This window comes from Micromonospora sp. NPDC000089 (assembly GCF_042899365.1).
Lineage (GTDB): Bacteria > Actinomycetota > Actinomycetes > Mycobacteriales > Micromonosporaceae > Micromonospora.
On sequence record NZ_JBIAZT010000009.1, the window covers coordinates 253,416 to 265,883 of the forward strand.

14 protein-coding genes are annotated in these 12,468 nt (G+C 77.6%); 11 read left to right on the forward strand and 3 right to left on the reverse strand.

Annotation, left to right across the window (positions count from 1 at the left end):
- Positions 1-76: 76 nt before the first annotated feature.
- The 10 genes from ACFY3U_RS18890 to ACFY3U_RS18935 all read left to right on the forward strand — a co-directional run bounded on the left by ACFY3U_RS18890 (position 77) and on the right by ACFY3U_RS18935 (position 8,278).
- Positions 77-1,057: a dehydrogenase gene (locus ACFY3U_RS18890; RefSeq protein ID WP_387202965.1), complete on the forward strand. Its 981-nt coding sequence runs from the start codon at positions 77-79 to the stop codon at positions 1,055-1,057.
- 4 nt (positions 1,058-1,061) lie between these two features.
- Entirely contained in the window at positions 1,062-1,460 is a 399-nt protein-coding gene (locus ACFY3U_RS18895; protein WP_387202968.1) for a 6-pyruvoyl tetrahydropterin synthase family protein, read from the forward strand.
- A 3-nt stretch (positions 1,461-1,463) separates the two neighbouring features.
- A complete protein-coding gene (locus ACFY3U_RS18900) occupies positions 1,464-2,498 on the forward strand; it encodes a glycosyltransferase family 4 protein (RefSeq protein ID WP_387202971.1) in 1,035 nt (344 codons plus the stop codon).
- Positions 2,495-3,316, forward strand: a complete 822-nt coding sequence (locus ACFY3U_RS18905; RefSeq protein WP_387202974.1) for a class I SAM-dependent methyltransferase — start codon at positions 2,495-2,497, stop codon at positions 3,314-3,316. Before ACFY3U_RS18900 ends, ACFY3U_RS18905 begins: the two co-directional genes overlap by 4 nt.
- 57 nt (positions 3,317-3,373) lie before the next feature.
- The gene (locus tag ACFY3U_RS18910) at positions 3,374-4,387 is read left to right on the forward strand and encodes a lysylphosphatidylglycerol synthase domain-containing protein (RefSeq protein ID WP_387202978.1); all 1,014 of its coding nucleotides are present in this window, start codon (positions 3,374-3,376) and stop codon (positions 4,385-4,387) included.
- A gap of 12 nt (positions 4,388-4,399) precedes the next feature.
- Complete coding sequence (gene ribA, locus ACFY3U_RS18915) at positions 4,400-5,056, forward strand: GTP cyclohydrolase II (RefSeq protein WP_387202981.1); 657 nt, start codon at positions 4,400-4,402, stop codon at positions 5,054-5,056.
- A 1-nt stretch (position 5,057) separates the two neighbouring features.
- Entirely contained in the window at positions 5,058-5,795 is a 738-nt protein-coding gene (locus ACFY3U_RS18920; protein ID WP_387202984.1) for a RibD family protein, read from the forward strand.
- Between the two features lie 92 nt (positions 5,796-5,887).
- Complete coding sequence (locus ACFY3U_RS18925) at positions 5,888-6,469, forward strand: sigma-70 family RNA polymerase sigma factor (RefSeq protein WP_387202987.1); 582 nt, start codon at positions 5,888-5,890, stop codon at positions 6,467-6,469.
- A 92-nt stretch (positions 6,470-6,561) separates the two neighbouring features.
- Positions 6,562-7,260 (forward strand): response regulator transcription factor, encoded by a 699-nt coding sequence (locus tag ACFY3U_RS18930; RefSeq protein ID WP_387202989.1) that lies wholly within the window; start codon positions 6,562-6,564, stop codon positions 7,258-7,260.
- On the forward strand, positions 7,253-8,278 hold the full coding sequence (locus ACFY3U_RS18935) for a sensor histidine kinase (protein WP_387202992.1): 1,026 nt from the start codon (positions 7,253-7,255) through the stop codon (positions 8,276-8,278). The genes ACFY3U_RS18930 and ACFY3U_RS18935 overlap by 8 nt, the downstream gene beginning before the upstream one ends.
- A 70-nt stretch (positions 8,279-8,348) precedes the next feature.
- Here ACFY3U_RS18935 and ACFY3U_RS18940 read toward each other — a convergent pair whose 3' ends face one another.
- Genes ACFY3U_RS18940 through ACFY3U_RS18950 form a run of 3 tightly spaced genes read right to left on the reverse strand, consistent with a single transcriptional unit; the run spans position 8,349 to position 10,404 of the window.
- Positions 8,349-9,050 (reverse strand): class I SAM-dependent methyltransferase, encoded by a 702-nt coding sequence (locus tag ACFY3U_RS18940; RefSeq protein WP_387202995.1) that lies wholly within the window; start codon positions 9,048-9,050, stop codon positions 8,349-8,351.
- Positions 9,047-9,733: a DUF2064 domain-containing protein gene (locus ACFY3U_RS18945; protein WP_387202998.1), complete on the reverse strand. Its 687-nt coding sequence runs from the start codon at positions 9,731-9,733 to the stop codon at positions 9,047-9,049. Before ACFY3U_RS18945 ends, ACFY3U_RS18940 begins: the two co-directional genes overlap by 4 nt.
- A complete protein-coding gene (locus ACFY3U_RS18950) occupies positions 9,730-10,404 on the reverse strand; it encodes a glycosyltransferase family 2 protein (protein ID WP_387203001.1) in 675 nt (224 codons plus the stop codon). Before ACFY3U_RS18950 ends, ACFY3U_RS18945 begins: the two co-directional genes overlap by 4 nt.
- Before the next feature lie 145 nt (positions 10,405-10,549).
- Between ACFY3U_RS18950 and ACFY3U_RS18955 the strand changes: the two genes are divergently transcribed.
- Entirely contained in the window at positions 10,550-11,974 is a 1,425-nt protein-coding gene (locus ACFY3U_RS18955) for a hypothetical protein (RefSeq protein ID WP_387203004.1), read from the forward strand.
- The last annotated feature ends 494 nt before the right edge of the window (positions 11,975-12,468 follow it).

Here is a 12,468-nt window from a genome sequence, read left to right on the forward strand (position 1 = left end):
TGATCGACGGCCTCGACAGGAAACACGGACCGGACGGCCGTTCGGTTCGGCTCCGCCGCGAGATGGAGGAGAAGCCGTGGTACGCGCCGCCCGCGCCTGCTGGCTCCGCTCCCCCGGGCAGGCCGAGCTGCGGCCGGTGACGCTGCCCGAGCCGGGCCCGGACGAGGTGCTGGTCCGGACACTGCACTCCGGGGTGAGCCGGGGCACCGAGACGCTGGTGTTCACCGGCGGCGTACCGCGCGACCAGTACGCGGCGATGCGCGCCCCGTTCCAGGAGGGCGACTTCCCCGCCCCGGTCAAGTACGGCTACCTCAACGTCGGGGTGGTCGAGGCGGGCCCGGCGGCGCTGCTCGGGCGTACGGTCTTCTGCCTGTACCCGCACCAGAGCGCGTACGTGGTGCCGGCCTCGGCGGTGACCCCGGTGCCCGAGGGCGTGCCGGCGCGGCGGGCGGTGCTGGCCGGCACGGTGGAGACCGCGGTCAACGCGCTGTGGGACGCCGCCCCGCTGGTCGGCGACCGGGTGAGCGTGGTCGGCGGTGGCATGGTCGGCTGCTGCGTCGCCGCCCTGCTGGCCCGCTTCCCCGGGGTACGCGTCGAGCTGGTGGACGCGGACCCGGCGAAGGCGCGGGTCGCCGCCGCGCTCGGGGTCGACTTCGCGGCGCCGGACGCGGCGACCGGCGGACGGGACCTGGTGGTGCACGCCAGCGCCACCGACGCCGGCCTGCAGCGCTCCCTGGAGCTGCTCGCGCCCGAGGGCACCGTGGTCGAGCTGAGCTGGTACGGCGACCGCGAGGTGCGGCTGGCGCTGGGCGGGTCGTTCCACTCCGGCCGGTTGACCATCCGGGCCAGCCAGGTCGGCACAGTCTCCCCCGCCCGGGCGTCCCGGCGCTCCTACGCCGACCGGCTGGCGCTGGCCCTGGAGCTGCTCGCCGACCCGGTGTTCGACGCGCTGCTGACCGGGGAGTCCCGCTTCGCCGAGCTGCCGGACGTGCTCGACCGGCTCGCCGCGGGCCGACTGCCCGCCCTCTGCCACCTGATCAGCTACGACGGGGAGTGACGCCGTGTTCAGCGTGACCGTACGGGACCACATCATGATCGCGCACAGCTTCCGGGGGGAGGTGTTCGGGCCGGCGCAGGCGCTGCACGGCGCGACGTTCGTGGTGGACGCGACGTTCCGCCGGGCCGACCTGGACGCCGATGGCATCGTGGTCGACATCGGCCGGGCCACCGAGGAGCTGCGGGCGGTGCTGGGCGGGCTGACCTACCGCAACCTCGACGAGGACCCGGCGTTCGCCGGGCAGAACACCACCACCGAGGTGCTCTGCCGGGCGATCGCCGACCGGCTGGCCGAGCGGGTGCACGCCGGTGGGCTGGGTGAGGGCGCCCGGGAGCTGGCCGGGATCACCGTGACGCTGCACGAGTCGCACATCGCCTGGGCCAGCTACGAACGGTCGCTGTAGCCCGTGCCGGCGGTGCACGTCGTCCTGCCCGGCGACATCGACGACCCGGCGACCCCGAGCGGCGGCAACAGCTACGACCGGCGGGTCTGCGCCGGCCTCGCCGCGACCGGCTGGACGGTGCGCGAGCACGGCGTACCCGGGGACTGGCCGCGGCCGGACGGCCCGGCGCGGGCGCGGCTGGCCGGGCTGCTCGCGGGGCTGCCGGACGGCGCGCCGGTGCTGCTAGACGGGCTGGTCGCCTCGACCGTGCCCGAGGTGCTGACGCCGGAGGCGGACCGGCTGCGGCTGGTCGTGCTGGTGCACATGGCGCTGGAGGACGCCGCCGAGGGCGCCGCGCTGGGTCGCGCCGCCGCGGTGGTCACCACCAGCGAGTGGACCCGGGACCGGCTGCTGGCCCGGTATCCGTTGCGCCCCGAACGGGTGCGCGCCGCGGCGCCGGGGGTCGACCCGGCGCCGCTCGCCGCGGGCACCGCCGGGGGCGGTCGGCTGCTCTGCGTCGCGGCGGTCGGCCCGCACAAGGGCCACGACGTGCTGGTGACCGCGCTGGCCGAGGTGGCCGACCGGGAGTGGACGCTGGACTGCGTGGGCGCGCTCACCCGCGATCCGGCCTTCGTCGCCACGCTGCGCCGCCGGATCGACACCGCCGGGCTGACCGACCGGATACGCCTTCCCGGCCCGCTGACCGGCCCGGCGCGGGACGCCGGGTACGCCGCCGCCGACCTGCTGGTGCTCGCCTCCCGGGGGGAGACGTACGGGATGGTGCTCACCGAGGCGCTGGCCCGGGGCGTACCGGTGCTGGCCAGCGCGGTGGGTGGAGTGCCGGAGGCGGTCGGCCGGGGCGCCGATGGCCGGCCGCCCGGCCTGCTGGTGCCGCCGGACGACCCGGGGGCGCTGGCCGGCGCGCTGCGCCGCTGGCTGGACGACGCCGGGCTGCGGGACCGGCTGCGCCAGGCGGCCCGGGAGCGCCGGGACACCCTGCCGGGCTGGCCGGCCACCACCGCGATCGTCGCCGACGTGCTGAACGGAGTGAGGACATGACCGACCACCCGACCGACCCGTTCGCCGCCTGGCTGCGGCTGCGCGAGCCCGCCGACGCCGACGCCCGCGCCGGTGACCTGGTCGACCGGCTCCGCGACCGGCTCGCCGCCGACCGCCCGCTGGTGGTGCACGACCTGGGCAGCGGCACCGGGTCGATGGCCCGCTGGCTGGCCCCCCGGCTGCCCGGCCCGCAGCGCTGGGTGCTCTACGACCGGGACCCGGGCCTGCTGGAGCGGTCGCGGGCCGAGCCGCCGCGGGACGCCGGCGGCGCGCCGGTGACCGTGGCGACCCGGACCGCCGACATCACCCGGCTGACCGCCGCCGACCTGGCCGGCGCCGACCTGGTCACCGCGTCCGCGCTGCTGGACATGCTGACCGCCGAGGAGATCGACCGGATCGTGGCGGCCTGCGCCGGGGCGGCCCGTCCGACGCTGTTCGCGCTCACCGTGACCGGCGGGGCGACCCTCGACCCGGCCGATCCGCTGGACGCCGAGGTGGCCGCCGGCTTCGACGACCACCAGCGGCGCAGCACCCGCGGCCGGACGCTGCTCGGGCCGGACGCCGCCGACCACGCGGTGGCCGCGTTCCGCCGGCACGGCGTCGAGGTGACCGTGCGGCCCAGCCCGTGGCGGCTCGGCCCGGAACGGTCCGCGCTGACCGCCGAGTGGTTCACCGGCTGGCTGGACGCCGCGGTGCAGCAGCGCCCGGAGCTGGCCGGGCCGGCCCGGGCGTACCGGGGGCGACGGCTGGCCGAGGCCGGGGCGGGCCGGCTGGGCGCCGTGGTTGGGCACGTCGACCTGCTCGCCGGGGCGGAGTGAACCGTTCCGCCGCCGGCTACGTGGTAACCGGGTGACGATCTTCCCAGGAGGCGCCCCGTGGCCGAGCCCGCCGCACCGACCCGCCCGAGCCGGGCCTGGCTGAGCAACCTGGCGGGCGTCGCGCTGGTGGCCGGGCTGCTGTACTGGCTCGGCGCCGGGCCGGCGCTGGCCGCGCTGCGCCGGATCGACGCGCCCGCCACGGCGACGGCGCTGGCCCTGGGCGCGCTGACCACGATCTGCTGCGCCTGGCGGTGGCGGCTGGTCGCCGAGGCGCTCGGGGTCCGGCTGCCGCTCGGCGCGGCGGTGGCGGACTGCTACCGCGCGGTCTTCCTCAACGCCACCCTGCCCGGCGGGGTGCTCGGCGACGTGCACCGGGCCGTCCGGCACGGGCGGGACGCCGGTGACCTGGGTCGGGGCGTCCGGGCGGTGCTCTGGGAACGCACCGCCGGGCAGCTGGTGCAGCTGGGGCTGGCGGTCGGGCTGCTGCTCGTCCTGCCGTCCCCGGTCCGGCCGTACCTGCCGGCGGTGACCCTGGCCGTCGCGGCCGGCGCCGCCGCGCTGGTGCTGGCGCTGCGTGCGCTACCGGCCGGCGGGCCGTTGCGCCGGGCACGGGCGCTGCGGGCGGCCGCCGCCGACCTGCGGGCCGCCCTGCTGGACGCCCGGACCGGGCCCCGGGTGGCGCTCGCCTCGGTGATGGTGGTCGGCTGCCACCTGGCCACCTTCCTGCTGGCCGCCCGGGTGGCGGGCGTCACCGCCCCGGTGGCGGTGCTGCTGCCGCTCACCCTGCTGGCGCTGCTGGCCATGGGGCTACCGGCCAACGTGGGCGGCTTCGGCCCGCGCGAGGGCGTCGCCGCGTGGGCGTTCGGCGCCGCCGGCCTGGGCGCCGCCCAGGGGGTGTCCACGGCGCTGGTGTACGGCGCGCTGGTACTGGTCGCCGCGCTGCCCGGGGCGGCCGTGCTGATCGTCCGACGGAACCGGTCGGGCCTGCGCCCACCGGCGGCGGCCCGTACGGTGGGGAAACAGGGTGGTTCCGCACCGGTCCCCGCCGCCGGGCTGGCCGGTAGCGCCTGACGGAGGAGACGCATGTACGAGGGATTGCCGGTCGCCACGGTCCGCACGCAGGTCACCGTCCCGCTCCGTTTTCCCGACGGGTACGCCACGTCGGCCCGGGTCTTCACCTTCGAGGGCCTGGTCGACGGGCGGGAGCACCTGGCCTTCGGGCTGGGCGAGTGGACGGCCGCGCTGGAGCGGCACGCGGCGGGTGGTGCGGCGCCGCTGGTGCGCCCGCACAGCGAGTGCCTGACCGGGGACGTCTTCGGCAGCCAGCGCTGCGACTGCGGGCCGCAACTGCGCGAGGCGGTCGAGCGGATCAGCGACGCCGGAGGGTTCCTGCTCTACCTGCGGCAGGAGGGGCGGGGCATCGGCCTCTACCCGAAGCTGGACGCGTACGCGCTGCAGGACGCCGGGCTGGACACCTACCAGGCGAACGTGGCGCTCGGGCACGGCGAGGACGAGCGCGACTACCGGGTCGCCGCGCAGATGCTGGCGGTGCTCGGCGTCGACGCGCTGCGGCTGCTGAGCAACAACCCGGAGAAGGCGGACCAGTTGGACGCGCTCGGGCTGACGGTCACCGAGGTGGTGCCGACCGGGGTGTACCTCTCCCCCGCCAACGCCGACTACCTGGCGGCCAAGGCCGGCCGGGCGGCCGCGCACTCCGTCGACCAGCCGTCGCTGAACTGAGATGGGCGTCGTACCGGCGGCCACCACGGCCCCGCGGGTGGCCACCGCGCCCGCCCGGCCGTACGTGCTGCTCAGCTGCGCCACCTCGATCGACGGGTACATCGACGACGCGACCGAGCAGCGGCTGCTGCTGTCCAACGCCGAGGACATGGAGCGGATCGACGAGGTCCGGGCGGCCTGCGACGCGATCCTGGTGGGCGCCGGCACGGTCCGCCGGGACGACCCGCGGCTGGTGATCCGCTCGGCGGCGCTGCGGGCGGCCCGGGAGGCGCGCGGGCTGCCGCCGTCGCCGGTGAAGGTCACCCTGACCGCCCGCGGCGAGCTGGACCGGGCCGCCCGGTTCTTCACCGTCGGCACCGCCGACCGGGTGGTCTACTGCCGCAGTGGAGCGGCCGGGCACACCGCCGAGCGGCTCGCCGGGCTGGCCACCGTGGTGGACGCCGGTGACCCGGTGGACCTGCCGGCGGTGCTGGCCGACCTGGCCGCCCGGGGCGTACGGCGGCTGATGGTGGAGGGCGGTGGCACGGTGCACGCCCAGTTCCTCACCGCCGGGCTCGCCGACGAGCTGCACCTGGTGGTCGCCCCGTTCTTCGTCGGCGACCCGCGGGCGCCGCGGTTCGTCGGGGCGGGCGCCTTCCCCTGGCACCCGGGCCGCCGCGCCCGGCTGGCCGAGGTGCGCCGGATCGGCGACGTGGTGCTGAGCCGGTACGCCCTCTCGGAGCGCTGCCCGGACGAGTGACGCCCGCCCCCGGCCGGTGAACCGCGCCGGCCCGTCGGCCGTACCACCTGCGGAGACGCGACGGGCATCTACTACGCTTCGTCGTACGTTTGGTGGACGGGCGCGCGACGGGAGGCCGGGACGTGGTGGACCAGGACGACGAGCAGGTCACGGCGTGGGCGCTCGCCGCCGGCACGGGCGATCCGCAGGCGCTGGCCGCGTTCGTCCGGGCCACCCAGCCGCAGTGCTGGCGGTTCCTGCGGCACCTGCTGGCCGACGCGGAGACCGACGACCTGGTGCAGGAGACCTACCTGCGGGCGATGCGCTCGCTACCCCGGTTCGCCGGCCGGTCCACCGCCCGCACCTGGCTTTTCGGCATCGCCCGCCGGGTGGCCGCCGACCACCTGCGCGCGGCGGGTCGCCGGCCGGCCACGGTCGCCCTGGACGCGTACGACCCGCCCGCGGCGGGCCGGTTCGAGGCCGGGGTGGCGCTGGACGCGCTGCTGCGGGAGCTGCCCGCCGAGCGCCGCGAGGCGTTCCTCGCCACCCAGGTGCTCGGCCTGTCGTACGCCGAGGCGGCCCGGGTGTGCGACTGCCCGGTGGGCACCATCCGGTCCCGGGTGGCGCGGGCCCGGGAGGACCTGGTCGCCGCCCTCGCGGAGCATCCCGGCCGGCCCGGCGTGCGGGCCGGCTGAGGTCGCCGGACGTAAGCGGATCGCAAGCTTTCGCCGCGCTGCGGCGGGGCCGCACGGGGCTACGCTGACCGGCACGACAGGGGGAGGCAGGCGTGGCCCAGCGGGTGCTGGTCGTCGACGACGACCGGACGGTCAGCGACGTGGTGTGCCGTTACCTGGAGCACGCCGGCTACCAGGTCGACCACGTCGGGGACGGCGCCGCCGCCCTGGCCGCGGTGGCCGCCGCGCCGCCGCAGCTGGTGGTGCTGGACGTGATGCTGCCGGTGCTGGACGGGCTGGAGGTGTGCCGGCGGCTGCGGGAGCGGCCGGACGGCGTACCCATCGTGATGCTGACCGCGCGCGGCGACGAGGCCGACCGGATCCTCGGCCTGCAACTGGGCGCGGACGACTACCTGAGCAAGCCGTTCTCGCCCCGGGAGCTGGTGCTGCGGGTGGGTTCGGTGCTGCGCCGGGCCGGCGGCGGCGAGCCGCCGGACGCCGCGGCGCAGGTGCTGACCGACGGCGGCCTCACCGTGCTGACCGGCCCCCGGGTGGCCCGGCTGGACGGCCGGGAGCTGGCCCTCACGCTGCGCGAGTTCGACCTGCTGGCCCACCTGATGCGGCACCCGGCCCGGGCGTTCCGCCGGGCGGAGCTGCTGGAACGGGTGTGGGGATGGCGGTTCGGCGACCAGTCGACGGTGACCGTGCACGTGCGCCGGTTGCGGGAGAAGATCGAGGTCGACCCGGCCGACCCGCGCCGGATCGTCACCGTCTGGGGCGTCGGCTACCGGTACGAGCCGTGCGATGCGTGACCTGGCGCTGATCTTCGGGGCCGCGCTCGGGGCGGCCTGCGGGGTGGGGCTGCTCGGCGCCGGCACGCTGCGGCTGTTCCGCGGCCGGTCGATCCTGGTGCACATCGTCGTGCTGCTGGCGATGACGGTCGGCGCGGTGGTGGCCGGCGTGGCGGTGATCGCCGAGGCGATGTTCCTCTCCCCGCACGACCTGGAGGTCGTGCTGATCACCGTCTCCGCCGCGGCGGCGGTGAGCCTGGCGGTCGGGTGGTTGTTCGGCCGGCGGCTGGCGGCCGCGGCGGTCTGGGCCGACCAGGCCCGGGAGCGGGAACGCACCATCGAGAAGGGCCGCCGGGACCTGGTCGCCTGGGTCTCGCACGACCTGCGTACGCCGCTGGCCGGGCTGCGGGCGATGGCCGAGGCGCTGGAGGACCGGGTGGTCGCCGACCGGGCCACGGTCGCCGAGTACCACCGGCGGATCCGGGTGGAGACCGACCGGATGACCCGGCTGGTGGACGACCTGTTCGAGCTGTCCCGGATCAACGCGGGGGCGCTGCGGCTGTCGCTGTCGGCCGTACCGCTGGGGGACGTGGTCTCCGACGCGCTGGCCGGCACCGCGCCGCTGGCCGCGGCCCGGCGGATCCGGCTGGAGGCGGCCGAGTCGGGCTGGCCGACGGTGACCGCGAGCGAGCCGGAGCTGGCCCGGGTGGTGGGGAACCTGCTGCTCAACGCGGTGCGCTACACCCCGGCGGACGGCACCGTCCGGGTGGCCGCCGGCCGGGACGGTGACGACGCCTGGCTGTCGGTCGCGGACACCTGCGGCGGCATCCCCGAGTCGGACCTGCCGCGGGTGTTCGACGTGGCGTTCCGGGGCGAGCCGGCCCGTACCCCCCGCGCGGGCGACGGCGGGGTGGCCGGCTCCGGCGGGCTCGGCCTGGCCATCGTGCGCGGCCTGGTCGAGGCGCACGGCGGCCGGGTCGAGGTGCGCAACGTCGCCGGTGGCTGCCGGTTCGTGGTACGCCTGCCGCTGGCGGCCTGACCCCGCGCCCGGCCCCGCTGCCCGGGCTGCGCCGGGCCGGACGGGCCGGCATCGGCGCGCCGGGCGGCGCTCAGGGTCGGGTCAGCTCGGCGAACCAGCGGCGGCCGGTGCGGAACAGCTCGCGGACGGCCAGGCCGGCCTCCGCAGCGGGCCCGACCACCGCCCGGGTGTCCAGCCGCGCCCAGTGGAAGCTCGGCCCCCGGTGCGCGCCGGAGACCACGTGCGCCTGGCCTCGCCAGGCGCCCGTCCCGGGCGGGTCCAGCTCGACCAGCAGGGTGCCGGCCGGGTGCAGCAGCGCCCGGCAGCGGCGCAGCAGCGCGGCCGGATCGCCGCCGATGCCGATGTTGCCGTCCAGCAGCACCAGGTGGGCCCACCGGCCCTCCGCCGGCAGCGGGTCGAACAAGTCGGCCTGCACGGCGGCCGCGCCCCGCGAGCGGGTCAACGCGACCGCGCGGGCGCAGATGTCCACGCCGAGCGCGCTGAGCCCGGCGCGGGCCAACGCGACCGTCAGCCGCCCCGGCCCGCAGCCCAGGTCGAGGGTCGGGCCGGCGCACCGGCGCACCACCGCGGCGGTGGCCGGCTCGGCCGACCCGTGCCAGCGGTCCACCGGCAGCCGGCTGCGCCCACCGTCGGCGCGCACCAGCCAGTGCGCGCCCGCGTCCCGCCCGCCCAGCACGGCGCCGAAGCCGTCCGCGCCGGCGGGGTCGGTCTCGCCGGCGCGTGGGCGGCCGGTGACGGTGCGGCCGGCGGCGAGGCCGGCGAGGTCGGTCACCGGAGCACCCCGGCGACCGGGCCGCGTCGCAGCGCGGCCACCTCGCGGGCGAACCGGCTCCTCGGGGCCGCGGCGGCCACCGCGAGGGCGTCCGCGAGGACGTCCACGTCCCGCAGCACCGGCAGCGGCCGGAGGCGCAGTCCGCGGTCGGCCAGCGCCGCCCAGGTCAGTCGCCCGGTGTCCGGGGTGGACATGGGCACCGTACGCAGCGCCTGTGCCTGCCGGGGGTCGCGCAGGCCGAGCGCCCACCAGCCGCCGTCGGCCGCGGGGCCGAGCACCGCGTCGACGTCCGGCGCGCCGAGCCGGCGGACGGCCGCGGCCAGCCGCCCGGCGGTCAGCTGCGGGGTGTCCATGCCGATCTGCAGCACCGGCCGGCCGGGGTACGCGGCCGCCACGTCGGCGTGCGCGTGCGCCAGTCGGGCGGCGAAGTCGACGCCGCGCTGCGGCAGGACCGGCCAGCCGGCGAGCGCGGCGGCCAGGTCCACCCCGTCCGACGCGTCGGCGAGGGCCCCGGCGAGGCAGAGCACCGGCAGCACCCCCGGGGTGGCGGTCACCGCGTCGAGGGTGTCGCGCAGCGCGGCGGCCGCGATCCGGGCCGCCTCGGCCGGGGTGGCGGGCGGGCAGAGCCGGGTCTTCACCAATCCGGGCACCGGCGCCTTGGCCACCACCAGCAGCACCGTCACCGTCGACCGTCCACGCTGCGCAGCACCGCCGCGAAGTCGCGGGTGGCGCGGAACGTGCCGCGTACCGAGCCGGACACCTTGGAGCGGGTGCCGGCCGTCCGCGGCGAGTACGTGACGTCCCGCTCGTGGATCCGCCACCCGGCGGCGGCGGCCCGGATCAGCAGCTCCAGCGGGTAGCCGAAGGCGCGGTCGGTGACCCCGAGGGCGAGCAGGTCCGCGCGCCGCGCGACGCGGATCGGGCTGAGGTCCCGCAGCGGCACCCCGCGCTGGCGCAGCAGGGCGGCCACCAGGGCGGTGCCGGCCCGGGCGTGCCACGGCCAGACCCCGGCGCCGACCGGCCGCCGCCGGCCCACCGCCAGGTCGGCCGTCCCGTCGGCCACCGGCGCGACCAGGGCCGGCAGCTCTCCCGGGTCGAACGAGCCGTCCGCGTCGAGCACGCACACCAGCTCCGTGCCGGCCGCCTCGATCCCGGCGTGCACCGCCGCGCCGTACCCCCGACGGGGTTCGCGCACCACCCGGGCGCCGTGCCGGGCGGCCACCTCCGGCGACCCGTCCCGCGAGCCGTTGTCCACCACGATGGCCCGGTAACCGGGCGGCAGCGCGGTCAGCACGCCGGGCAGGGCGGCGGCCTCGTCCAGGCACGGCAGCACCACGTCGATCTGTGTCGGCATACCGCCGACGCTAGGACCGCGGGCGGCCGCGCAGGCCCCGATCGGCCTTACGGAACCCTTACCGAGCAAGGATTTCTTACCGTCCGGTGACGGGCCGCCGGTTCGGCTGACGGGCGGCCGGGGCAACCCGTACCGTCCGGTCGTCATGAGAGCCGCAGCCACCCTCCCCCGCTCCCCCGTCCCCGGCCGGGCACCCGCCCGCGGCCGGGGCGACCTGCTCGTGCTGGCCCTCGAGGCGGTGCTGCTGGTCGCCGCGGTGGTGGTCGGCGCGGTGCTCAACCGGCGCGGCGCCGGGCTGCACGCGGACGCCGCGCCGCTGTACGCCACCTGGCTGCCGCACGTCGGCTGGGGCACCCCGGCGGCGGTGCTGGTCGCCGCGGTGGTACTCGGCCCGGGCCTGGCTTGGGCGCGCACTGCCCGGTGGGGGCCGCTGCTGGCCGCCGGCTGGCTGGCGGCGGTCGCCTGGACGCTGTCCCTGGCGCTGGTCGACGGCTGGTCCCGGGGGCTGACCGAGCGGCTCACCCCGCAGGCGGAGTACCTGCACGAGGTGCCCGGCGTGGGCGACGTCCGGGCGACGCTGGCCGGCTTCACCGACCGAATCCTGGATTTCCGGCCGGACTCCTGGTCCACCCACACCGCCGGGCATCCGCCGGGCGCGCTGCTGGTCTTCGTCGGGCTGGACCGGATCGGGCTGGGCGGCGGCACGGCGGCGGCGCTGTGCTGCGTGCTGGTGGGCGCCACCGTGGCGGTGTCGGTGCCGGTCACCCTGCGCGCGCTGGGCGGGGCCGACGCGGCCCGGGCGGTGCTGCCGTTCCTGGTGCTGCTGCCGGGCGCGGTGTGGGTCGGCGCCTCGGCCGACGGCGTGTTCGCCGGGGTGGTCGCCGCCGGCCTGGCCCTGCTGGCCGTCCGGGGGCCGGTCGTCGCGCTGGCCGGCGGGCTGCTGCTCGGCTTCGCGCTGCACCTGTCGTACGGGTTCGTGCTGGTCGGCGCGCTGGCGCTGGTGGTGCTGGCGCTGCGTCCGGGTCGCCGCCGCGCGGCGACGCTCGCCGCGACCGCCGGGGTCGTCGTCGTGGTCGGCGCGTTCGTGCTGGCCGGCTTCCGCTGGTGGGAGGGGTACGACCGGGTCGTCGAGCGCTACTACCAGGGCTGGGCGGCCGACCGCCCGTACTCCTACTGGGTGTGGGCCAACCTGGCCGCGCTGCTGCTGTCGGCGGGCCCGGTGCTCGGCCCCGCGCTGCGCCGCGCCGCGCTCGCCGCCCGGGCGACCTGGCGCCCGGCGTCCGCCACGACCCCCACCCTCGTGCCTGGAGGTCGGCGTCCGGCGGTGATCGCCCACCGGGTGCGCGCGCTCGGACCGACGGTGCTGCTGCCGGCCGCCGCCGCGCTCGCGGTGCTCGGCGCCGACCTGTCCGGGATGAGCAAGGCCGAGGTGGAGCGGATCTGGCTGCCGTTCGCGGTCTGGCTGCTGGTCGCCACCGCGCACCTGCCCGCGCCGACCCGCCGCTGGTGGCTGGCCGGGCAGGCGCTCACCGCGCTGGCCGTCAACCACCTGCTGCTCACGGTCTCCTGACGCCGCGCGCCCACCCCGAGCGTCAGGTCCCTGGGCTGGTCCTCCGGAGGCTACGAACTTGATGACCCGCGCGAATCAGGCTCAGCTACGGCGAGAGGTCTGTCCCGTCCGTGCGGGGACTTCGGATGATCAAGGCTGTGAGCAGCGATCCGGAAGGTAGGTCCGGACAGTCGGGGCCCGAGTTGTTCGGACCTACTCTTCGGAATGGAATGAGCTTTTGGACAGCCCGGCGGCTGCCTGGGCCCGAGCCGTGCGGTGCCGGTCCCCGATTCGTTCAGGTCATCAAGTTCGTAGCGTCTGGCCACCACCCTCGGGAGCTGCCGGCCGCGAGCCGGGCCGGATGCCGACAGCGGCGACGAGGGCCGCCGGCCGGGGACGGGGTAAGACGGCCGGGGACGGGGGATGCTCCTATGGATGTCAAGGTGTGGCCGGTGGTGGTTGGGTGGGGTTGGTGAGGACCTCGTAGACCTCGCGGGCGATGTATCGCTTGAGGC